This window comes from Allokutzneria oryzae, assembly GCF_042429765.1.
Taxonomy (GTDB): Bacteria; Actinomycetota; Actinomycetes; order Mycobacteriales; family Pseudonocardiaceae; genus Allokutzneria; species Allokutzneria oryzae.
Map to the genome: position 1 here is coordinate 1 of NZ_JBHLZU010000009.1, position 20773 is coordinate 20773.

Below are 20773 nucleotides of genomic sequence, written 5' to 3' on the forward strand. Positions count from 1 at the left end.
CCAGGTGCTTCTCGACCAGATCGACAAGCCGGTTGAGTGCCGAGATCACGAGGCCTCCTCTCGCTGTCGACCCTGCCGGAAGGCACCCCGGTCGCGCCCGACCGCAGCGAACCGATCCGATCATTCGATCACGCGCCTGGACCGAGGCGGAGCCGACGCGCGCTCATGCCGCGAAGCGGTGCTCGCCGATCTGGTTCGGTTGGACCGTTCCCAGCGCGGCCGAGCGCGCGGGACGGGCGATGGTCCGCGTCCAAGGCGTCCTCGGCCCCGACGGCATCCTGCTCCCCCACCTCGCGGCTGGCCCCATGGGGCGAGGCCACCGACACCGACGCCACGGTGGACCACCCGTGGCCCGGCAGGCTCCTGCCACCCACCACCACACCACCGGAAAAACCCGCCGCCGGAGTGTTCGACGACACCGGGGAGCTGGCGCTGCCGCTGGGCGGGGACGGCCACCGGTGGTGGGTCGAGGGGATCCGGCCTGGTTCTGGCGTGAGCGTTGACCGCGCAGCGAGTAGCGGAGTCCGGGGGTCGGTGGAGGGAGCCGAATGCCAGGTCCCGACCGCGTGTCACGACACGACGGCTGGCCGGATTGGCGTTGCGCGGCGGTCGCGGGTGCGGTGGAAGAACACGACGAGGCTGAGTGCGGTGAGTCCGGTGAACCAGCCCAGTTCCAGCAGGAGGTGGGAGGTGGGGGTGGTGGTGGAGAAACCCGCGGCGGTGGCGGACTGCATTGCCCCGTAGGCGGGAAGGAAACGGAGGAAGTCGTTGTCGGCGGCGGGGTTGGGGATGGGGTTCTGGAGGGTGAGGTCGATGATGCTGATCATGATGATCAGGAACATGCCCTCCAGCTCGCCGCGGAGCAGGGCGCCGAGCATGACGCCGAGCGCGCCGTAGGTGAGGGCGGCGGTGAACACGCTGACGCCGAGCAGCCAGGGCTGCTGGGGTTGCCAGGAGAGCACCACGATGGCGGTGGCGTAGGCGGAGATGACCGCGGCGGCGGCGATGAGCGCGCAGATCTTGGCGGCGACGAGGTGACCGCGCGGGTATCCGGCGAGGGCGAGGCGGCGGTCGAAGTCCCCGGCCTTGAAGGTGACCATGAACATCATGAACCCGACGATCTGGGTGACCGCGTTGAGCGCTCCGGAGATCTGGGTGAGCTGGTTTCCCTGGGCCATCAGGGTTTCACCTGGGCCGCGGAGCCAGAACCGCAGCGGCGCCTCGGCGATGACGCTGTAGGCGAGGGCCATCCAGACCGGGACGTAGGCGGCGACCAGCCACAGGGCGAGCCGGTTGCGGGCGTGTTCGAGCAAGGCCATGCCGGTCGCGGTGCGGAAGTGGGTCCAGAACATCTCAGTCTCCCGCGGCCGCGGCGGCGGGCTGGCGCAGGACGCCGGCGCGGAGGTGGTGGAGGTGGTCAAGCCGGTCGGCGTCGTGGGCCAGGTGGGAGATCACCAGGGCGGATCGGCCGCGGGAGCGCAGTTGTGCGGCGAGGTCCCAGAACCGGAGGTAGGTCTCCCAGTCGAAGCCCTGGTAGGGCTCGTCCAGCAGGAGGACGTCCGGGTCGTGCATCACCGCGAGGGTGAGGTTGAGCTTCTGCCGGGTGCCGCCACTGAGATGGCCGACGCGCTCGGGCAGGTAGTCGGTGAAGTTGAGGATCTCCATCAGCTCGTGCGCGTACCGCAGGTCGGGCAGGCCGTAGGCGACCTGGAAGTAACGCAGGTGCTGGGCGACGGTGAACGCCTCGTTGAGCACCGCCTGCTGCGGGCAGTAGCCGAGGCGCCCGTCATGGGCGACCGCGCCGCCGGTCGGCGTCAGTTCACCGCAGAGGATGCGCAACAGGGTCGTCTTGCCCGCGCCGTTCTCTCCGACCACGCCGACCAAGGCGCCTTCGGGTACCTGGAAGGAAACACCGCGCAGAACCTGACGCCTGCCGTAGGCGTGGTGCAGCCCCGTGACGGAAAGAGTCATGACGCCCCCGCTCATCGCTGTCCGCCACCGCCCACCGACCTATGTCGGCACAATCCCTCCAGACCTGATCACTCGGATGGATGAAATAGTCGGTTTCGAGATGCGGAAAGCGGATGAGTGCCGTCGGCCTCCGGGTAGCTCGATGTGATGACGGCGCCGTTCGACTAGCGTCCGGTGCCCCGCCACTGCCGCAGTGGCTCGGATGGAGGGGGCTCCAGGTGAGTCGAGCGTTCGCCCTGGCCGGTATCAACTCAGCGGAGTTGCGCGAGTCCTTTCGGTTGTGTGAACGCGAACTCCGCGCCGTGCAGTCACCGCTGGCCGCCGCCGTTGATCTCCTGCCTGCCCAGACCCGCCCCCATCTGTACGCGATCGGCGCGTTCGCGGTGCGATCCGACCGGGTCGCTGACGAGGGCCCGGCAGCTGAGCGCGCCGAAGCTATGGCGCGGTGGTGCGCTGAGTCCCTCAACGAGCTGCGGCAGGGCCACAGCGACCACCCGATGCGGCGCGCGCTGGTGCACACCGTGCTGATGTGGGACTTGGACACGGCGCTGCTCGAAGAGCTCCTGGACATCTTGACCCGTGACGGCTCCGCAGCACCGCGGATCGACTCCGAAGCCGACCAACGGCGGTACCTGCGAGCCGTGTCGGGGACGGTGTCGCAGCTGTGTTCACCGATGCTGGAGCCGACCGGCGACGCGGCGCGCGCGGGACGGCTGATGTCGGTGCTGGGCGAGGCGTTCCAGCTCGTCGACGTCCTCTTCGACCTCCGCCTCGACCTGGCCCGTGGTCGCTGCTACCTCCCAGCGCAGGACTTGCGGAGGCTCGGACTGTCCCCGGATGATCTCCACTCGCGGGGCGATCGCGCCGCGCTGGAGGACCTGGTCGCGATCCAGGTCGCCCGCGCCCGTGCGCTGCTGGACCAGGCCAGGCCGGTGACCTCGCTGGTGCATCCCGCCAGTGAGCCGTTCCTACGCGCCTGCTTCCTCGGGCTCGAAGTCAGCCTGGCCGAGGTCGCCCGGCGCGGGGCCGCGATCTTCGCCGGCGGTCCCCGGCTGTCGCTGCCGACTTCCCTGTCCGTGCTGCGCGGCGCCGTCGCACAGGAGGCCGCGCCGACGCGGCGCACGTGGCTCTCGCGCCTGCTGCGCCGCCGGGTCACCGGTCGACGCTCGCCGCTGCCCGAGACACCGGAATCGGTGCCCGACCACGTCGCGGTGATCATGGACGGGAACCGGCGATGGGCCGCCAACCGAGGAGAACCCGCCGCGGCCGGGCACCTCGGAGGCAAGGAGGCGATGCTGCGGTTCATCGACGCCGCGGTGGAGACGGGACTGCCGAACATCAGCATGTTCGCGTTCTCCACCGAGAACTGGTCCCGCCCGGACGGCGAGGTGGACGAGCTGATGAGTCTGCTACTCGACGCCGTGCAAAGCCAGACGGAGCAGCTCCACCAACAAGGTATCCGGCTGCGCTGGTGCGGAAGGCGCGATCGCGTATCACCTGAGCTGCGCACCAGGATGGAGGACGCCGAGCGGCGCACCGCGAGGAACACGAAACTGACCCTCACCCTGTGTGTGGACTACGGCGGGCGCGCCGAGATGGTCACCGCGGCCAGGGCGCTGGCCGCCGACGTCGAGAGCGGGTTGCTACGCGCTGGCGAGATCGACGAAGCGGACCTGGCGCGGCAGTTCTACCTCCCCGACCTCCCCGATGTCGACCTGCTGATCCGCACCTCCGGGGAACAGCGGATCAGCAACTTCCTGCCCTGGCACACCGCCTACGCCGAGATCGTCTTCACCCCGGTGCTGTGGCCCGACTTCACCCGCGAACACCTCCTCGAAGCGATCCGCGAGTACTCCGGACGCCGACGCCGCTTCGGCGGCAGCGAACTCCACACGGCAACACCATGAGCAGCACACCACTCTCCGGTCAACGGCGACGCGTGCCGAGCTCAGTCCGTTGTGGACGGTCGATGCGCCCACCAGAAGACAATGATCATCCGATCGACCGAACCGCAGGCGAGTTCCGTGTGCGCGTTACCGTCTCGCGGTGACCAAGGCTCATGTGATCGTGGTCGGAGCGGGGATCGGCGGTTCCGCGTTGGCCGCGTTGCTGACGCACGCCGGACTCCGGGTGACCCTGCTGGAGAAGAACCGCTACCTCGGCGGTTCCTGTGCCGGCTATGAAAAACACGGCTTCCGGATCGACTTCGGCACACATGTCTTCCCCCGCGGGGAACGCGGTCCGCTCGGGCAGGTCCTGAAGCGGGTGGAACGCCCTTCCGCCGTCGAGTTCCGACGCCATCCCGACGTCTTCGAACTCCGTTGGGCAGGACCACGCCCCGGCTACCGATCGCTCACCGTCCCCTCTTCGGCATGGCGCTTGCCCCCCTTCGCACTTCGGCTCATCCGGGAATGCGGGCTGTCTCCTCGGGCCGTCGCCCAGGGAATGCGGCTCCTGGCGCGCACCGCCACCGCCGACGACAGGTTCACCGACGCCTGGCTGTACCGCGATCTGGAGGAATTCGTCAGTAGCTACACCGACAACTCCACGATCGCCAACGCGTTCTACTTCCTCGCAGGACTCGGCTTCGTCCTGCCGCCCCGCGACGTCTCCGCAGGAGAAGGTCTGCACTGCCTTCGGCGAGGGCTGCTGGACAACAGCCTCTCCTACGCCAAAGGCGGTTCGAAAGCGGTACCGACCACCTACTGTCGCATCGCCGAGGAACTGGGCGCCGACATCCGCACCGGCGCAGGGGTGAAGCGCATCCTCGTCCACGACGGACGTGTCCACGGTGTCGAACTACTCGACGGCACCCGGCTGGACGCCGACATCGTGGTCTCCACCTCCAGCGTGCGCACCACCGCGCTGCGGCTGTGCGATCCGGCCACGCTGCCACCCGACTTCGTCGACAACGCCAAAGGCATCACCGGTTCGATGATCGCCATCCAGGCGAAGATCGCACTGAACACGAAGCTCGTCGACGCCGGCTGTCTCGTCGGCGCCGTCAGTGACTCCATTGACCCGCTGCGCGCCGATGCCACGATGCTCACCTCGATGGCGGACTCCATCGCAATGGGGGAGATACCAGACGTCATCCCGTTCTACTGCCCCGTGCCGACCAACTTCGACGCCTCGCTCGCGCCCCCGGGACATCAGCTGTTGACCGTGTGCATGCCCGCCCCCACAACGGATATCGAGCTCTCCGCGTCGCCGCGCGCATGGGACGACGCACTGATGAATGCCATGCGACGGATCGTGCCCGGCATCGACGACCACATCCTCTTCGTCGACCGCACCACCACCAGCTGGATGGAACACTGGATCGGCAAGCAGTACGGCCCAGCCATCTCCACCGGCCAAACCCCACGACAAGTCGGCAAACACCGCCCATCCGTCGCAACCCCTGTCGATGGCCTCTACCTCGCCGGCTGCGGCGCGGGCGGTAGAGGTGTGGGCACCGAGCTCGCCGCCGACAGCGCCATGGAATGCGCTGAACGCATCCTCGACGACCTCGGCCGAACCCCGCCCCCATCCTGGATCCCACCCCGTGACCCCGCCCCGACGCTCCCGGCAAGCATCTGGCGCAACCTCACCCGCACAGCGCCACGGCGCATCCGCCAGCCGGAATGCCCTGTGGCACATCACTAAAAGTTCTTGCAGCGACTGCGGTGCGGCGACACCGGGAGCAGGACGCGGCACCGGGTCGGATCAGCCAGCGCACGGCAGAGCCGGTCCAGCGAGTGCTGTAGACCTGGTGCATCCGGGCGCAACCTGATCACGTGTGGGAGTGTGTCCGAGGACTGGAGCGCCGCTGCGCGGGAATGACCGGCGTATCGGGGCTAGGGGAACGTTCGTGCAGTGGCGTTCGGACGCCCCGGAGTGCCGCTGCGAACGCCAGCGCGGTCAGCGCGCAGAAGGCGAGGACGAGCGCGCCTTCACCCGATTGCGCGGTGAACGCGAGCTCGCCGTGGTGGCCGAGCGCGAATCCCGCGTGCAGGGCCCAGCAGACAACGGCCGTGGCCAGCGTGGCGCGCATCGTCGACACCATCGCGATGGTGTCGACGACCGCAACCATCGCGATAAGGGACAGGACCGGCTGGCCGGTCGCGCCGCTCGCGACCACCAGGGCGGTCGCGACCACGCCTCCGGCCACACCGGCCGGGAAGGCGAACGCCCCGGGAAGGACCGGCGGTGGGACAGGCATGTCTGCAGTACACGCCGTTGCCGCGAATCGTCGAAGCGTCCTTGCGCGGTCTGGACAAGCACAACGGGTTTCTTGACGCGTCCTTGACGTCAGGACTCGAAGCGGTAGCCCATGCCGGGCTCGGTCAGCAGGTGGCGTGGGTTGGACGGTTCGGGTTCGAGCTTGCGGCGCAGCTGCGCCAGGTACACCCGGAGGTAGTGGGTCTCGGTGGTGTAGCGCTCTCCCCACACCTCGCGCAGGAGCTGTTTCTGCGTGACGAGCTTGCCGTTGCTGCGGGCGAGGATCTCCAGCACTCCCCACTCGGTCGGTGTCAGGTGGACCTCGCGACCGTCGCGGTGGACCTTCTTCGCCGCCAGGTCGATCGTGAACGACGCGGTCCGCACCAGGGGCTCGCCGGTGTCGCGGGTGGCCGAGCGCCGGAGGGCCGCGCGGAGCCGGGCGAGCAGCTCGTCCATGCCGAAGGGCTTGGTGACGTAGTCGTCGGCTCCGGCGTCGAGCGCGCGGACCTTGCCCGCGGAGTCCGAGCGCGCTGACAGCACGACGATGGGCACCGGGCTCCAGCCGCGCAGTCCGGCGATCACTTCGGTGCCGTCCATGTCGGGCAGCCCGAGGTCGAGCACGACGAGATCAGGTTTGCCGAGTGCGGCCTCCTTGAGTGCGGTGGCGCCGTCTCCCGCCGTGAGGACGTCGTAGCCGCGGGCGTTGAGGTTGATGCGCAGTGCGCGGAGGATCTGTGGTTCGTCGTCGACGATGAGCACGGTGGTCATGCCTGTGCCGCCTGATCGGTGCGGGCTGCCGCGGGCAGCGCGATGACGATGGTGAGGCCGCCGCCGGGGGTGTCCTCGGCGCTGATGGTGCCGCCCATCGCCTCGGTGAACCCCTTGGCGACGCTGAGGCCGAGCCCGACTCCGGGGGCGTTGTCGCGGTCGCTGAGGCGTTGGAACGGGGCGAACACCGAGGCGGCGGTGTTCTTCGGCAGGCCGGGGCCGTGGTCGACCACCCGCAGTTCCACGTGGGCGCCGTAGGTGCTGGCGCGGATGGCGATCTCCGGCTCGTCGGCGGCGATGGTGCCGTCGCCGTCCACGTCGAGCACGCGGCGCGGAGTGAGCCTGCCGTGCCGCAGCGCGTTGTCGATGACGTTGGCGATGACGCGTTCCAGCAGCCCCACGTCGGCGAGCACGGGTGGCAGCGTCTCGGCGACGTCGACCGACAGGAGGCGGCGCTCGTCGAGCCCGGCCAGCGCCCGCGCGACGGCCTCGTCGTAACCGACTGGGTGCAGCCGGGGTACCACCGCGCCGGTGGCCAACCGGGAGGAGTCGAGCAGGTTGTCGACCAGCCCGGTCAACCGGTCGGCGGAGACCTCGATCGTCTCCAGCAGCTCACTGGTGTCCTCTTCGGACAGTCTGAGCTCGGTGTCCCGCAAGCTTCCTATCGACGCCTTGATGGAGGTCAGCGGGGTGCGGAGGTCGTGACCGACGGCAGCGAGCAGGGAAGTGCGCAGCTCGGTGGTCTCGGCCCTGCGCCGCGCTTCCGCGGTCTCGGCGGCCATGCGCTGCTGGCGCAGGGCCATCAGGGCCTGGCCCGCCGCCGCTTCGAGCACGCGTTGGTCACCGGCGGGTAGCGCGCGTCCGCGCAGGGCGAGGTGCACGTCGGCGGTGACCGGCACGTCGACGTCGGCCTCGTCGGGTTCGTCGCACGGCTTCGGACCGACGCAGGCGACCCGGCGCCACTGCTCGTCCTGGCGTTCGAGCAGGGCGACCGACTCCAGCGCGAAGTTCTCCCGCACCTTCTGCAACAGGCGCGCCAACGGGTGCGGGCTGGTGAGGACCGTGCGCGCGTAGGAGGCCAGCAGCTCGGCCTCGGTCCGGGCGCGGGCAGCCTGCACGGACATCCGCGCCGCGCGGTCGACGACCAGGGCGACGAGCACGGCGACGGCCACCATCGCGACCAGGGTGATGACGTTCTCCGGGGTCGCCACCGCGAGACTGAGGTAGGGCGGGGTGAAGAAGTAGTTCAGCAGGCCCGCTCCGAGCAACGCGGCGACGAGCGCGGGGCCGAGACCTCCGATCAGGGCGACGGCCACTGTCGCCAGGAAGAAGCCGACGAGGTCGGTGGCGAACGTGACGTCCTTGCGGGTCACCAGGCCCAGGCCCGTGACCGCCGCGGGCAGCAGCACCGCGAGCACCCAGCCGAGTGTCCTGCGCGTCAGGGACAGCGGCTGGCTGAGTGCGCGCCAGCGCGGGCCGCGCTGGGCTTCGTCGTGGGTGACCATGTGCACGTCGATCGGCCCGGACGCCTGGATGACCGCCGCGCCGATGCCCTCGTCGAACACCCGGGCCAGCCGGGGGCGGCGGGAGGTGCCCAGGACGAGCTGGGTGGCGTTGACCCCCCGGGCGAACTCCAGCAGCGCGGTCGGCACGTCGTCGCCGACCACGGTGTGGAAGCTCGCCCCCACGTCCTCGGCGATCGTGCGGAAGGTCGCCATCACCCCGGATGGGGCGCCCGCCAACCCGTCACCGCGCAGGATGTGCACGACCAGCAGCTCCGCTCCGGCGCGCTTGGCGATGCGCCGCGCACGGCGGATCAGCGCCTCGCTCTCCGGGCCGCCGGTGATCGCGACGACGACGCGTTCGCGTGCTTCCCAGGTGTCGGTGATCCGCTGTTCGGAGCGGTAGCGCTGCAACGCGACGTCGACCTGGTCGGCCACCCACAGCAGCGCCAGCTCGCGCAGTGCCGTCAGGTTGCCGACGCGGAAGTAGTTGCCCAGCGCGGCGTCGATCCTGTGCGCGGCGTAGACGTTGCCGTGCGCGAGCCTGCGCCGCAGTGCTTCGGGGGTGATGTCGACCAGCTCGACCTGTTCGGCCCGGCGCACCACCTCGTCGGGCAGGGTCTCCAGCTGATGGACGCCGGTGATGCGCTCGACGACGTCGTTGAGGGACTCCAGGTGCTGGACGTTGACCGTGGCCAGCACGTCGATCCCGGCGTCGAGGAGCTCCTCGACGTCCTGCCAGCGCTTGGCGTTGCGGGAGCCGGGCACGTTGGTGTGCGCCAACTCGTCGACGACGGCGACCTGCGGCCGGCGGGCCAGCAGGGCGTCGACGTCCATCTCGGTGAACTCGACGCCCCGGTGCTCGACCCGGCGCGGCGGGAGGACCTCCAGGCCCTCGACGAGCTGAGCGGTCTTCTGCCTGCCGTGGGTCTCGACCAGCCCGATGACCACGTCGGTGCCGCGTTCGCGACGGCGGTGGGCCTCGCCCAGCATCGCGAAGGTCTTGCCGACCCCGGGGGCCGCGCCCAGGTAGATCCTCAGCTCGCCGCGCCTGCGCTTGCGGCTGCCTGCCTGGGGCGGCCCCGAGGGATCACTCACCTGACTGCCTCCAGGGCCCGGTTGAGCGCGGTCACGTTGACCCCCGGCTCGCCGAGGAACCCGGCGGCGCGGCCCTGGGTGTGCGCGGCGACCAGCTCGCGCACCCGCTGCTCACCGAGCCCGGTCGCCCGGGCCACCCGGGGCACCTGGAGCTCGGCGTAGGCCGGGCTGATGTGCGGGTCGAGGCCGGAGGCCGACGCGGTGACCGCGTCCAGCGGCACCCGGTCCGGTGAGACGCTCTCCCGCTGGGCGACGGCGGCCCGGCGGTCGGCGACGACCTTGTCGTAGTCGGGGTTGAGCTCGCTCTTGTTCGACGCGCCGGAGGCGGGCAGCGTGGCCGCGGACGGCCGGGTGTGGAACCACTGGTCGCCCTCCCGGTCGATGCCCACGAGCGTGGTGTCGGCCGCTTCGGCGTTGGCGTGCAGGCCGGGCAGCCGGGACACGCCCCACACCGCCGCCGGGTACAGCACCCCGGTGATCACCGTCAGGACCAGCAGGACGCGCAGTCCGGCCATGGCCTGCTTGAGGAAGTTCGTCACCTTGTCCTCACCCGATTCCGGGGATCAGTCGCACCAGCAGGTCGATCAGCCAGATCCCGGCGAACGGGGTCACGATGCCCCCGAGGCCGTAGACCAGCAGGTTGCGCCGCAACAGCGCCGCCGCGCTGGAGGGCTTGTACCGCACCCCGCGCAGCGCCAACGGGATCAGCACCACGATGATCAGCGCGTTGAAGACCACCGCCGACAGGACCGCCGACCGCGGCGTTGCCAGCCCCATGATGTTGAGCAGCCCCAGCTGCGGGTAGATCGCGGCGAACATCGCAGGCAGGATCGCGAAGTACTTCGCCAGGTCGTTGGCCACGCTGAACGTGGTCAGCGCGCCCCGCGTGATCAGCAGCTGCTTGCCGATCTCCACGATCTCGATCAGCTTCGTCGGGTCGGAGTCCAGGTCCACCATGTTCCCGGCCTCCTTGGCGGCCGAGGTCCCGGTGTTCATGGCGACGCCGACGTCGGACTGGGCCAGCGCGGGAGCGTCGTTGGTGCCGTCACCGGTCATCGCGACGAGCTTGCCGCCCTCCTGCTCCTTGCGGATCAGGGCCATCTTGTCCTCGGGCTTGGCCTCGGCGAGGACGTCGTCCACACCCGCCTCGGCCGCGATCGCCTTGGCGGTCAACGGGTTGTCCCCGGTCACCATGACCGTGCGAATCCCCATCGCGCGCAGCTGGGCGAAGCGCTCCTTCATGCCCGGCTTGACCACGTCGGAGAGCCGGATCACCCCGAGCACGTGGCCGTTCTCGGCCACCACGAGCGGCGTGCCGCCCTGCGCACTGATCTCGTCGACGATCCGCTGCGCCTCGTCGGAGACGGTGAAGCCACTGGCTGCGCCCTTGCGGATGCGCCTGCCGTCGAGGTCGATGCCGGACATGCGGGTCTGCGCGGTGAACGGCACGAACTCACCGGTCTTCTCGTGATCGGTCGCCTCGACGGAGCGGCCGTAGCGCTCGGCGCACAGCTCGACGATGCTGCGGCCCTCGGGCGTGCCGTCGGCGAGGCTGGACAGCCGCACCGCGTCGACCAGGGTCTCGGCGTCTGTGCCGTCGACCGGGGTGAACCCGGTGGCCCTGCGGTTGCCCCAGGTGATGGTGCCGGTCTTGTCCAGCAACAACGTGTCGATGTCACCGGCGGCCTCGACCGCGCGGCCGGACTTGGCCAGCACGTTGCGCTGCACCAGGCGGTCCATGCCCGCGATGCCGATCGCCGACAGCAGCGCGCCGATGGTGGTCGGGATCAAGCAGACCAGCAACGCGGTCAGCACGATCACCGACTGCTCGCCGCCGGAGTAGATCGCGAACGGCTGCAGCGCGACCACGGCCAGCAGGAAGATGACCGTCAGCGTGGACAGCAGGATGGTCAGGGCGATCTCGTTCGGCGTCTTCTGCCGCTCCGCGCCCTCGACCAGCGCGATCATCCGGTCCACAAAGGACTCACCGGGCTTGGTGGTGATCTTCACGACGATCCGGTCGGAGAGCACCGTGGTGCCGCCGGTGACCGCGGACCGGTCGCCGCCGGACTCCCGGATGACCGGAGCGGACTCGCCGGTGATCGCCGACTCGTCCACGGTCGCGATGCCCTCGACCACGTCACCGTCGCCGGGGACCACCTCACCCGCCTCCACGACCACCAGGTCGCCGAGGCGCAGCTCGGTCCCGGGGACGAGCTCCTCTCCCCCGTTCTCGGTGAGGCGGCGCGCGACGGACTCCTTCTTCGTCCGGCGCAGCGACTCCGCCTGCGCCTTGCCGCGACCCTCGGCGACAGCCTCGGCGAGGTTGGCGAACAGCACGGTGAACCACAACCACACCGCCACGCCGACGGTGAAGCCGTTCGGCTCACCGATCGCGAACACGGTGACCAGCAGCGACCCCACCCAGACCACGAACATGACCGGGTTGCGCAGTTGGTGGCGGGGGTTGAACTTGCGCAGCGCGTCCGGCAACGACGTCAGCAGCTGCTTGGGGTTGAACACGCCGGCGGCGACCTGGTGTCCCAGGTTCTCCGCGTGGCGGCGGCGGATCTCGTCAGGAGTCCGCTGTGGACGTTGCGTGGTGGTCACAGCAGTGCCTCCGCAATAGGACCGAGGGCGAGAGCGGGGACGAAGGTCAGCGCGGCGACCAGCACGATGCTGCCCGCCAGCAACGAGCCGAACAGCGGTCCCGTCGTGGGCAGCGTGCCCGCGGTGACCGGGACCTTCTTCTGTTCCGCGAGGAACCCGGCAAGGGCGAGCACGGCGACGATCGGCACGAACCGGCCGAGCGCCATGCACACGCCCAGCGATGCCTGGAACCAGTCGTTGGTGACCGTGATGCCCGCGAAGGCGCTGCCGTTGTTGTTCGACGCCGACGCGTAGGCGTAGAGGATCTCCGACAGGCCGTGCGAGCCGGGGTTGTTCAGCGCCGCGCCGGTGCTGGGCAGGACCGCCGAGACCCCCGCGCCGACCAGCAACACGGTCGGCATGGCCAGGATCGACACCGCTGCGGCGGTGACCTCCTTGCGGCCCAGCTTCTTGCCGAGGTACTCGGGCGTGCGGCCGACCATCAGGCCCGCCAGGAACATCGCGATGACCGCCATCACCAGGATGCTGTAGAGACCGGTGCCCACACCGCCGGGAGTCATCTCGCCGAAGAGCATGTTGAGCAGCGCCCCGCCGCCACCGAGGCCGGTGAAGCTGTCGTGCATCGCGTTCACCGCGCCCGTCGAGGTGCCCGTCGTGGAGTTGGCGAACAACGCCGATGAGGGGATCCCGAAGCGGACCTCCTTGCCCTCCAACGGACGCAGGCCGTTCGCCTCGGCGGTCCAGATCACCGCGAGCATGGCCGCCCACAGTGCGCCCATGACGCCCAGCAGGACGTGGCCCTGCTTGCGGTCGCCGACCATCGTGCCGAAGGTCCGGGTCAGCGACACCGGGATCACCAGGATCAGGAAGATCTCGATCAGGTTCGACCACGCGTTGGGGTTCTCGAACGGGTGCGCGGAGTTGGCGTTGAGCACGCCACCGCCGTTGGTGCCCAGCTCCTTGATGGCCTCCTGGCTGGCGACCGGCGCCGTGGCCACGGTCTGCCCGTCGACGCTCACACCGGCCTTCAGGCTCATCACCACGCCGGTGGCGACCAGCACGATCGCGAACACGAACGCGATCGGCAGCAGGATGCGGATGGTGCCGCGCACCAGGTCGACCCAGAAGTTGCCCAGCCGGTCGGCCTTGCTGCGGACGAAGCCGCGCACCAGCGCGACGGCCACGGCCATGCCCACCGCGCCGGAGACGAAGTTCTGCACCGTCAAACCAGCCATCTGGACGGTGTGCCCCAGAACGGTCTCCGGGACGTAGGACTGCCAGTTCGTGTTGGTCACGAAGCTGACGGCAGTGTTGAACGCCATCCCCGGCTCCACCGCGCCGCGGTCGAAGGCGAACGGCAGCAACGGCTGGATGCGCTGCAACACGTACAGCACCGCAACACCCATGAAGGAGAAACCCAGTACGCCCAGTGCGTAGGTGCCCCAGCGCTGTTCTGACTCCGGGTCGATGCGCGCCACGCGGTAGATAGCGCGCTCCACGCGGCTGTGCTTGGTCCCGGTGTACACGCGCGCCATGTAGTCGCCGAACGGCCGGTACACCACGGCCAAGGCGAGGACGAGCAGACCGACCTGCAGCAGACCGGCCACAGTGGATGACATCAGAACTTCTCCGGCCTGATCAACGCGATGAACAAGTAGACGATCAACAGCAGCGCGATCACGCCGCCGACGGCGTTCGCCACCAGACCCGTGCCGCTCACAGCCGCTCCAGTCCGCGCACGCACAGCGCCAGCAGCAGGAACACACCGATCAGCAGCACCGCGTAGGCCAGGTCGGCCATTGGCGTGCTCCCTTCCCCATCTCGAACCGCCTGCCTGTCGTCGGCGGGCGCCATCGCCGGAAAGGGTGCAGGAGGAAACCGGCGATTCCGGGTGCCCTGACGCATCCCTGATACCCCTGGCCGGGTCCTTTACGCGCTGTTGATGGCTCAGGCTGGCCCATGTCGTGCGCGTCACCCGGGCGTGACCCAAGATGCGCTGCGCGCGCACCGGGGCACGACGTCATGATCTACAAAAGATGACATCGGTTGCCATCCAAAGTTCCACGACGACGTACCTTCGAACGATGTGCGCGCGACCCCGTGCCAGCAAGGCTGGGGCCATGAGCAACACCGAGAACATGCTGGCCACAGGTACTTACATCGGCCAGACCGCGGACATCCTCGCCCGCAGGACCGGAGCGGACAAACTCGCGGGAGGCGTCAGCCAGAAGGCTCTCTTCCAGCGCCGGGGCGAGATCGCGCTGCACCCTGATCGACTGGTCCTCGGCGACTGGGGTGACGCCGGCGACCTCGTCCTGCGCCCGGGAGACATCAAGACGGTCCGCGTGGAGTTCACCGAACTGTACGGCCGGTTCATCGGCGGCCTGCTCAATGCGGGCAAACCGCTGATCCTCGAACTGGCCGACGACGAGATCTACCTGCTGATCGACCGCAAGGAATTCATGGAGACCACCGACGACCGCCGCTGGGGCGAGCTGATCGAGAAGTGGATCGCGGCCTGACGGGGAACCGGGCGCGAAAGCTCATCCGGCACCGGCCCGCCGAGAACAGCTGCTGATTCACGACACGCGTCCACATGATCCGACTCATCGACTCGGCCGCCGCTCAACCATTGCCTTTTTCCTGCGACAGCATCGCAGTCCCAAGAAGGTTTTCTCTCGTGTTGCGAATACATTTCACCCGTGCTGATATCGCTCGAACCAGCTTCGCGGCTTCCCCGGATCCACTCTGGGAGACGCTGCTCGGGCTGCATGCGCTGCAAAGCCGGGGCGGGCCGCCGATGATCGACCGGTGGCGCAGGGAAACCGACACGGATCGGATGACGCGGAGCCTTCTGCTCCTGGCGCCCCCGCTGGGGTACTCGCCGGATTTTCTGACACCGGCCGAGGCCGCCGCCGGGTTCGACGAGGGACTTGAGGCGTTGGTGCGCACTCCCGTCGCCCGGCGTCGCGCCGAACTCGCCAGGGTGGTGGGCGGCGGGGCGATGCCCGGCTGGATGCGCGTGCTCGCCGAACGTGACGACGTCTTCCGGGATTTCGGTGCCTCCCTGGCCGCTTTCCACGACTGCGCGATCCGGTCGGTCTGGCCGCGTATCGAGCTCGATTTCGAGCGCGATCGCACTCGTCGGGCAAGGACGGTGCTCGACGGCGGCATCGGTGCCGCGCTGTCCACGTTGAACCCGTGTCTTCGCTGGGACGGCCATGTACTGGAGGTGGGGGGCGAGCACGTCACCGGTGATCTCCACCTGGAAGGCAGAGGACTTCGCCTCATCCCGTCCTACTTCTGCGTGGGGTTCCCGACTCTGCTCGCGGACCCCGACCTGCCCCCGGTGCTCGTCTACCCGATCGCGCGTACCCCGGTGCCCGGGGGCGAGGCCGCACGACCCGAGCTCGGCGCGCTGCTGGGAAGGACGCGTGCGGAAGTCCTGCGGATGATCGAACACTGTTGCACGACCACGGAGCTCAGCGCCGCCGTCGGGCTTTCAGTGAGCACGGCGAGCTACCACGCCGGCGCCCTTCGCAAAGCGGGTCTCGTCGCGACGGTCCGAACAGGAACTGCGGTACTGCATGCCCTGACCCCGTTGGGGCGGAACCTGCTCGCCGCGTACCGCTCGCCGTGAGTCGGCACCATGGCCGAAGTCGGCGCGGCGGCTGGTGCCCGACGTGTCGGCCCTGGCCGCGGACGGCTACGTTGGCGAGGACGAGGGCACGGACCTGCGCGCGGTCCCCGTTGGACAGGAGTGACTCGTGTCGGTCGCAGGAACCTGGCGGTTGGAGTCCTTCGCCGTGCACGACGAGCAGGGGGCCGTGGTGTTCCACCCCATGGGCGAGGACCCCGCTGGCGTGCTGGTCTACACCGAGGACGGCTGGATGTCGGTGCACCTGAGCTACAGCGGGCGCCCGCACTTCGCGGGGACCAGCCAGCGCGCGGGCAGCACCGAGGAGAAGTCCGCAGCGATGGAGACCTACTTCAGCTACGCGGGCCGCTACGAGTTCACCGGGGACAAGGTGCTCCACCACATCGAGATCAGCTCCTTCCCGAACTGGGTGGGCACCGAGCAGTGGCGCGAGCCGGAGCTGGACGGGGACCTGCTGACCCTGCGCACGCCCGCGGTGGACGGCAAGCGGTCCACCCTGGTGTGGCGCAGGGTCAGGAAAACTGGGTAACCGCGCGCCGCCTCCCGTCGGGCGGTAGAATGTCCTTTGTGGACTGCTTTCGCGGCGTCAGGCCACGTCAGGCTTCTCCGGAGCCCACGTTGACGCCCTCGCGAAGGTCTTGCCCGCCGCTGCTGTTCCACACCTCCGGCACCTGGATCTTCTTCTACGGCAACAGGGTCCTGACCGAGGCGTCGTCCCCGGGCTGATCGGTGGTGAGCGGTGTCCTGACGCGATCTCCGCGGCGCGCGCAACCGACATCGAACGGCGCGATGGATGGTTGTTCGAACGCCAGGCGCATCCCGGTCTGCCCTGCCGCATCCCGCCGCCGCGTGGACGATTCCAGCAGTGAGAGCGTGCCTCGTGTGGTGCTTGGGCATGACTTTCGGTCGTGGATGAGTTGTCGCGGCGGCTGGTGCCCGAAGAGGTGTGGGCACTGGTCATGCCGTTGGTCCCGCCCGCGCGAGGCAGTGTGGGCGGGGTGATGGGGCGGTCGGCGACCGAGCTGCGGGTGGTGTTCACCGCGATCCCCCGTGTCCGCTCCCGCCGTGGGCCCCGCCGCCGCGAACCCGGCAAACCGCATGCCGACAAGGCCTGCGATGTCCGTGACCTCCGTACCTGGCTGCGCGAGCGGGGCATCACCGTGCGCGTCGTCCACAAGAGCATCGACTCCTTCGACAAACTGGGCCACACCGCTGGGTTATCGAACGCACCCTCGCCTGCCTTACCGGATACCGGCGGCGGCCCCTAGCTCCATTGTCAGGACCCTTTTGAAGGCTTTCGAAAGGGTGGTTGAGTTCGGAGCCCTTCGCTAATCTTCCGACCGTGAAAAAGACCTTCTTCTCCGCGGTTCTCACCGGGGCGGCCGTGCTCTCCTGTGCTGTCGCCTTCAGCGGTTCCGCGAACGCCGCTGCTGGTTGGGTCTACCTGAAGGGTCCTTGGCCGCTCAACCAGGAGGGCCTCTACGAGTGCAAAAACGCGAGGGCCATCCTCATGCACGAACCGGGTCACGGTGAAACCGCCTGCCTGGCGGACATTGACCGGCCGGGTTACTACCTCGCGGAGTACTTCTACCCCTGACATCGCCTTCGCGGACCGAGCACTTCCTCCTCGCCATACCGGCGGGAAACGCCTCAGCGGCCTGTTCGCTGGGGCGTTTCTTGGCGTCCCCCTCGACGCACTTGGGCCACGCGAACTGCGGTACGTCGACCCGCGGCGCTGATCGTCACCGGGAAACCCCGTTGATGTGCACCGGATTTCGCCGGGCTGTCACCTGATCGCCCTCACCTGGGGCATCCGGATATCTCGTCCGGAGTTGTCACGGAGATCGCCAGCTTCCTCGACCCGGATCTGCGCCCCCGGTTCGGCCTGCCGGAGGAGTTTCGCGCGGACCGACGAGTTCGCGCCCGGCGGCGTCTCTCAACGGGTGACAGGGCCAACACCCACGAGGAGAGCTGCCATGCGACGGCTGCCACGAGGGGCCGGGCGGGAACTTCATGGCCATGCCGCTGGACCCCGGGTTCGACGCGCACAACCTCGCGTCGCTCCGGGCGGCGAGCACCCTGCTGCTCGGGGCGAACACCTTCCGGCTGTTCCGCGACCACTGGCCGCCGATGAGGCAGCTCCCCCGGTGGAGCGGGAGATCTCCCCGCTCAACGCGGCGATCGAGAAGGTGGTTGTCTCCGACACGCTCTCGGAGGAGCACACCGGTGCCTGCCGGGACACGACCACGGTCGTGCCACGGGACCGGGCCCGCGAGCAGGTCGCGGAACTCAAGCGGGGCAAGGGAAAGGCCATCCTGGTCTTCGGCAGCCGGACGGTGTGGAACGACCTGTTCACCGCCGGGATCGTCGACGAGGTCCACTTCGTGCTGGGCCCCGGCGTGGTCGGCGGCGCAGCGGCCCCGTTGCGGCTGCTGAGCACCAGCACTCACGAGGGTTCCGACGTCGTGGTCGTGCGCTACGCGGTCAGTGGCACCAGTCCTGCGTGAGCCTCATTCCCCGTCGCTCGGCCCCACCACGCGGTGGAACCGCGCCGCCACCCGAGCGATCTGATCGGCCAGCTCTGGGTGGGCGGCGCGGTCGAAGTCGAAGTCCGCGTCGAGCATGCCCAGCCACAACGCGAGCATCCCGGGGTTGTCGGAGCCGACGACGATGCGGCAGCTCGTGTTGTCGACCGGTTCCACCACGACCCACTCCGGCAGCCGCGCGGCGACGTGCTCGACGGAGGCGTGCACCGTGACCGTCACGCGGTAGCGCCACACCGCCGCGCCCAGGCTCCGCTCGACGTACCCGGCCAGGTCACCTCCCGGTGCCTCGCGCGCGGGGAAACGGGAACCGTTGGGGCTGCGCGGGCTGATCCGGTCGGCGCGGAACATCCGCCAGTCACGCCGGTCGGTGTCCCACGCGACGAGGTACCAACGCCCTCGCGTGTGCACGAGCCGATGCGGTTCGGCGACGCGCCTGCTCGGGGTCCCGTCGAAGGAGCGGTAGTCGAAGCGCAGCGTCTCGCCCGCGCGGATCGCCGATGCGATGGTGGTCAGCACTTCGCTGTCGATCACCGGGCCGGTGCGCGGGATCGACAGCGTCGCGCCGTGCACCACCGACACCCGCTCGCGCAGCCTGCTCGGCAGCATCCGTTCCAGTTTGGCCAGCGCGCGTAGCGAGGACTCCGCCATCCCGGACACACCGGCACCGGCGGACAGACGCAGGCTCACCGCGGTCGCGATCGCCTCCTCGTCGTCGAGCAGCAGCGGCGGCAGCGCCGCCCCCGCGCCGAGCCGGTAGCCCCCTGCGACGCCCGGGGTGGCCGCCACCGGGTAGTCCAGCGACCGCAGGCGCTCGATGTCGTTGCGGATCGTCCGGGCCGAGACGCCCAGCCGTTCGGCGAGCTGGGCTCCCGTCCAGTCGCGGGGCTGCTGCAACAGGCCGAGCAGGCGGAGGAGCCGGGCGGCGGTCGTCATGGCGAGAAGTATGCGCTCGATCGCGGAACGATCCTTGCCGCAATCGCCTCTAGCTTGGCCTCATGACCACGAACACCGAGATCCGCCCCTTCCGCATCGAGGTCTCCGACGCCGACCTCGCCGACCTCCGCGACCGACTCGCCCGCGCCCGCTGGCCGCAGCACCCCTCCGGCGAGGACTGGAGCCGCGGCGTGCCCACGAGCTACCTCCGCGACCTGGCGGAGTACTGGGGCACCGGCTTCGACTGGCGCGCGCAGGAGGCCGCGCTCAACGAGATCCCGCAGTTCGTCACCACCATCGACGGCCAGGACATCCACTTCCTGCACGTGCGCTCCGCCCGGCCCGACGCCACCCCGCTGGTGCTGACCCACGGCTGGCCCAGCAGCTTCGTGGAGTTCCTGGACGTGCTCGAACCGCTCAGCGCGGACTTCCACCTCGTCGTCCCGACCCTGCCCGGCTACGGCTTCTCCACACCTGTTGCCGACTCGGGATGGGGAAACCTCTTCCGCGTCGCGAGCGCCTGGGACGAGCTGATGCGACGGCTCGGCTACGACCGCTACGCCGCGCACGGCACGGACGCGGGCTCCGGCGTCTCACTCCTGCTGCCGATGGTCGCCCCCGGCCGTGTGCTCGGCGTGCACCTCACCGGCACCTCGCCCGCGATGCCCTTCGGCCCGCCCATCGACACCGCCGGGCTGGACGAGGCCGACCGGCGCCGCGCCGAGCACTTCAACCACGTCCAGCAGGACGGGCTCGGCTACCTCCACCTCCAGGCCACCCGCCCGCAGACCCTGGCCTACTCCCTCAACGACTCCCCCGTCGGCCAGCTGGCGTGGATCGTCGAGAAGTTCCGCGAGTGGACCGATCCCGCCGCCGAACTGCCCGACGACGCCGTCTCCCGGGACCGGCTGCTCACCGCCGTCAGCGTCTTCTGGTTCACCGGGGCCGGCGCCTCCTCCGCCCACGCGGTCTACGAAGGCATGCAGGTCTACCGGCAGATGGCGGCCGCACAGCAGGACCACGCGAGCGCACCACCCGCCGCCCGCACCGGCTACGCCGTCTTCGCCGGCGACGACACCATCCGGTCCCTGGTCGACCCCGCCGGGCACGTCGAGCACTGGTCGGAGTTCGACCGCGGTGGGCACTTCCCCGCCATGGAAGTCCCCGACCTGCTCAGCGCCGACATCAAGGCGTTCTTCGCACCGCCGAGCCCCTGACTGTCCACAGTGGCCGTCAAGCCCTTCGGAGACCCGTCGCGGCTCAAGCAGATCACGCGCGACGACCGCGCGCCGGGCCAGCAGGTGCCCGGCGCGCGGGGACCCTTCGGCGAGCCCGTCGGCTCCCCGCCCCCGACGAGGCCGATCACGTGCCTGGAGGTCCAGGCCGAGTCGGCCGCGCCGCGCAGGACCATGGAGATGTAGGAATCGGTCACGCCCTGGACGACCAGCCCGATCAGGCGTGACGGTGCGCCGCGCAGGGACCGG

Annotated in this window: 20 protein-coding genes and 1 pseudogene; 10 read left to right on the forward strand and 11 right to left on the reverse strand. The window is 69.6% G+C overall.

Going from position 1 to position 20773, the window contains the following annotated elements; genetic code table 11:
* Window positions 1–569 precede the first annotated feature (569 nt).
* Together ACFFQA_RS09940 and ACFFQA_RS09945 are read right to left on the reverse strand one after the other, a co-directional pair.
* Window positions 570–1352 carry an ABC transporter permease gene (locus tag ACFFQA_RS09940; protein WP_377851457.1) on the reverse strand — a complete coding sequence of 261 codons (783 nt, stop codon included), beginning with the start codon at window positions 1350–1352 and terminating at the stop codon, window positions 570–572.
* A 1-nt stretch (window position 1353) separates the two neighbouring features.
* Complete coding sequence (locus ACFFQA_RS09945) at window positions 1354–1971, reverse strand: ABC transporter ATP-binding protein (protein WP_377851459.1); 618 nt, start codon at window positions 1969–1971, stop codon at window positions 1354–1356.
* 218 nt (window positions 1972–2189) lie between these two features.
* Here ACFFQA_RS09945 and uppS point away from each other — a divergent pair, with 218 nt between their 5' ends.
* Both uppS and ACFFQA_RS09955 read left to right on the forward strand, forming a co-directional pair.
* A complete protein-coding gene (gene uppS, locus ACFFQA_RS09950; RefSeq protein ID WP_377851460.1) occupies window positions 2190–3878 on the forward strand; it encodes a polyprenyl diphosphate synthase in 1689 nt (562 codons plus the stop codon).
* Between the two features lie 139 nt (window positions 3879–4017).
* Window positions 4018–5619, forward strand: coding sequence for a phytoene desaturase family protein (locus ACFFQA_RS09955; protein ID WP_377851461.1), 1602 nt, complete (start codon window positions 4018–4020; stop codon window positions 5617–5619).
* 127 nt (window positions 5620–5746) lie between these two features.
* Here the strand turns inward: ACFFQA_RS09955 and ACFFQA_RS09960 are convergent, their stop codons facing one another.
* The 8 genes from ACFFQA_RS09960 to ACFFQA_RS09995 form a co-directional block, all read right to left on the reverse strand.
* A complete protein-coding gene (locus ACFFQA_RS09960; RefSeq protein ID WP_377851462.1) occupies window positions 5747–6175 on the reverse strand; it encodes a hypothetical protein in 429 nt (142 codons plus the stop codon).
* 89 nt (window positions 6176–6264) lie between these two features.
* Window positions 6265–6942: a response regulator gene (locus ACFFQA_RS09965; RefSeq protein WP_377851463.1), complete on the reverse strand. Its 678-nt coding sequence runs from the start codon at window positions 6940–6942 to the stop codon at window positions 6265–6267.
* A complete protein-coding gene (locus ACFFQA_RS09970; RefSeq protein ID WP_377851464.1) occupies window positions 6939–9542 on the reverse strand; it encodes a DUF4118 domain-containing protein in 2604 nt (867 codons plus the stop codon). The genes ACFFQA_RS09965 and ACFFQA_RS09970 overlap by 4 nt, the downstream gene beginning before the upstream one ends.
* Window positions 9539–10081, reverse strand: coding sequence for a potassium-transporting ATPase subunit C (locus ACFFQA_RS09975; protein ID WP_377851465.1), 543 nt, complete (start codon window positions 10079–10081; stop codon window positions 9539–9541). The genes ACFFQA_RS09970 and ACFFQA_RS09975 overlap by 4 nt, the downstream gene beginning before the upstream one ends.
* A gap of 7 nt (window positions 10082–10088) precedes the next feature.
* Window positions 10089–12152, reverse strand: coding sequence for a potassium-transporting ATPase subunit KdpB (gene kdpB / locus ACFFQA_RS09980; RefSeq protein WP_377851466.1), 2064 nt, complete (start codon window positions 12150–12152; stop codon window positions 10089–10091).
* Window positions 12149–13771, reverse strand: a complete 1623-nt coding sequence (gene kdpA / locus ACFFQA_RS09985) for a potassium-transporting ATPase subunit KdpA (protein ID WP_377851467.1) — start codon at window positions 13769–13771, stop codon at window positions 12149–12151. Before kdpA ends, kdpB begins: the two co-directional genes overlap by 4 nt.
* Complete coding sequence (kdpF, locus tag ACFFQA_RS09990) at window positions 13771–13872, reverse strand: K(+)-transporting ATPase subunit F (protein ID WP_112263152.1); 102 nt, start codon at window positions 13870–13872, stop codon at window positions 13771–13773. Before kdpF ends, kdpA begins: the two co-directional genes overlap by 1 nt.
* Complete coding sequence (locus ACFFQA_RS09995) at window positions 13869–14006, reverse strand: hypothetical protein (RefSeq protein ID WP_377851468.1); 138 nt, start codon at window positions 14004–14006, stop codon at window positions 13869–13871. Before ACFFQA_RS09995 ends, kdpF begins: the two co-directional genes overlap by 4 nt.
* 266 nt (window positions 14007–14272) lie before the next feature.
* On the opposite strand from ACFFQA_RS09995, the gene ACFFQA_RS10000 reads away from it, so the two are divergent.
* From ACFFQA_RS10000 to ACFFQA_RS10025, 6 genes and pseudogenes are all read left to right on the forward strand, one after another.
* Entirely contained in the window at window positions 14273–14674 is a 402-nt protein-coding gene (locus ACFFQA_RS10000) for a hypothetical protein (protein ID WP_377851469.1), read from the forward strand.
* Between the two features lie 74 nt (window positions 14675–14748).
* Window positions 14749–15792 carry a helix-turn-helix domain-containing protein gene (locus tag ACFFQA_RS10005; RefSeq protein ID WP_377851470.1) on the forward strand — a complete coding sequence of 348 codons (1044 nt, stop codon included), beginning with the start codon at window positions 14749–14751 and terminating at the stop codon, window positions 15790–15792.
* A gap of 127 nt (window positions 15793–15919) precedes the next feature.
* Window positions 15920–16339 carry a lipocalin-like domain-containing protein gene (locus tag ACFFQA_RS10010; RefSeq protein ID WP_377851471.1) on the forward strand — a complete coding sequence of 140 codons (420 nt, stop codon included), beginning with the start codon at window positions 15920–15922 and terminating at the stop codon, window positions 16337–16339.
* A 508-nt stretch (window positions 16340–16847) separates the two neighbouring features.
* A pseudogene (locus ACFFQA_RS10015) lies at window positions 16848–17068 on the forward strand (IS5/IS1182 family transposase); the annotation flags it as partial.
* An 84-nt stretch (window positions 17069–17152) separates the two neighbouring features.
* Entirely contained in the window at window positions 17153–17407 is a 255-nt protein-coding gene (locus ACFFQA_RS10020) for a hypothetical protein (protein ID WP_377851472.1), read from the forward strand.
* A 550-nt stretch (window positions 17408–17957) separates the two neighbouring features.
* A complete protein-coding gene (locus ACFFQA_RS10025) occupies window positions 17958–18317 on the forward strand; it encodes a dihydrofolate reductase family protein (protein WP_377851473.1) in 360 nt (119 codons plus the stop codon).
* Window positions 18318–18320: 3 nt separating this feature from the next.
* Here ACFFQA_RS10025 and ACFFQA_RS10030 read toward each other — a convergent pair whose 3' ends face one another.
* Window positions 18321–19289, reverse strand: a complete 969-nt coding sequence (locus tag ACFFQA_RS10030; RefSeq protein ID WP_377851474.1) for a helix-turn-helix transcriptional regulator — start codon at window positions 19287–19289, stop codon at window positions 18321–18323.
* 62 nt (window positions 19290–19351) lie between these two features.
* On the opposite strand from ACFFQA_RS10030, the gene ACFFQA_RS10035 reads away from it, so the two are divergent.
* Window positions 19352–20506 carry an epoxide hydrolase family protein gene (locus tag ACFFQA_RS10035; protein WP_377851476.1) on the forward strand — a complete coding sequence of 385 codons (1155 nt, stop codon included), beginning with the start codon at window positions 19352–19354 and terminating at the stop codon, window positions 20504–20506.
* Between the two features lie 9 nt (window positions 20507–20515).
* Window positions 20516–20710 carry a hypothetical protein gene (locus ACFFQA_RS10040; RefSeq protein ID WP_377851701.1) on the forward strand — a complete coding sequence of 65 codons (195 nt, stop codon included), beginning with the start codon at window positions 20516–20518 and terminating at the stop codon, window positions 20708–20710.
* Window positions 20711–20773: the final 63 nt, after the last annotated feature.

What these genes read in the sequence shown, in the direction of transcription:
- ACFFQA_RS09940 (WP_377851457.1), bottom strand. Translation starts at nt 1,352, where the DNA reads ATGTTCTGGACCCACTTCCGCACCGCGACCGGCATGGCCTTGCTCGAA.
- ACFFQA_RS09945 (WP_377851459.1), bottom strand. Translation starts at nt 1,971, where the DNA reads ATGACTCTTTCCGTCACGGGGCTGCACCACGCCTACGGCAGGCGTCAG.
- ACFFQA_RS09960 (WP_377851462.1), bottom strand. Translation starts at nt 6,175, where the DNA reads ATGCCTGTCCCACCGCCGGTCCTTCCCGGGGCGTTCGCCTTCCCGGCC.
- ACFFQA_RS09965 (WP_377851463.1), bottom strand. Translation starts at nt 6,942, where the DNA reads ATGACCACCGTGCTCATCGTCGACGACGAACCACAGATCCTCCGCGCA.
- kdpA (WP_377851467.1), bottom strand. Translation starts at nt 13,771, where the DNA reads ATGTCATCCACTGTGGCCGGTCTGCTGCAGGTCGGTCTGCTCGTCCTC.
- ACFFQA_RS09995 (WP_377851468.1), bottom strand. Translation starts at nt 14,006, where the DNA reads ATGGCGCCCGCCGACGACAGGCAGGCGGTTCGAGATGGGGAAGGGAGC.
- ACFFQA_RS10000 (WP_377851469.1), top strand. Translation starts at nt 14,273, where the DNA reads ATGAGCAACACCGAGAACATGCTGGCCACAGGTACTTACATCGGCCAG.
- ACFFQA_RS10005 (WP_377851470.1), top strand. Translation starts at nt 14,749, where the DNA reads ATGATCCGACTCATCGACTCGGCCGCCGCTCAACCATTGCCTTTTTCC.
- ACFFQA_RS10030 (WP_377851474.1), bottom strand. Translation starts at nt 19,289, where the DNA reads ATGACGACCGCCGCCCGGCTCCTCCGCCTGCTCGGCCTGTTGCAGCAG.
- ACFFQA_RS10035 (WP_377851476.1), top strand. Translation starts at nt 19,352, where the DNA reads ATGACCACGAACACCGAGATCCGCCCCTTCCGCATCGAGGTCTCCGAC.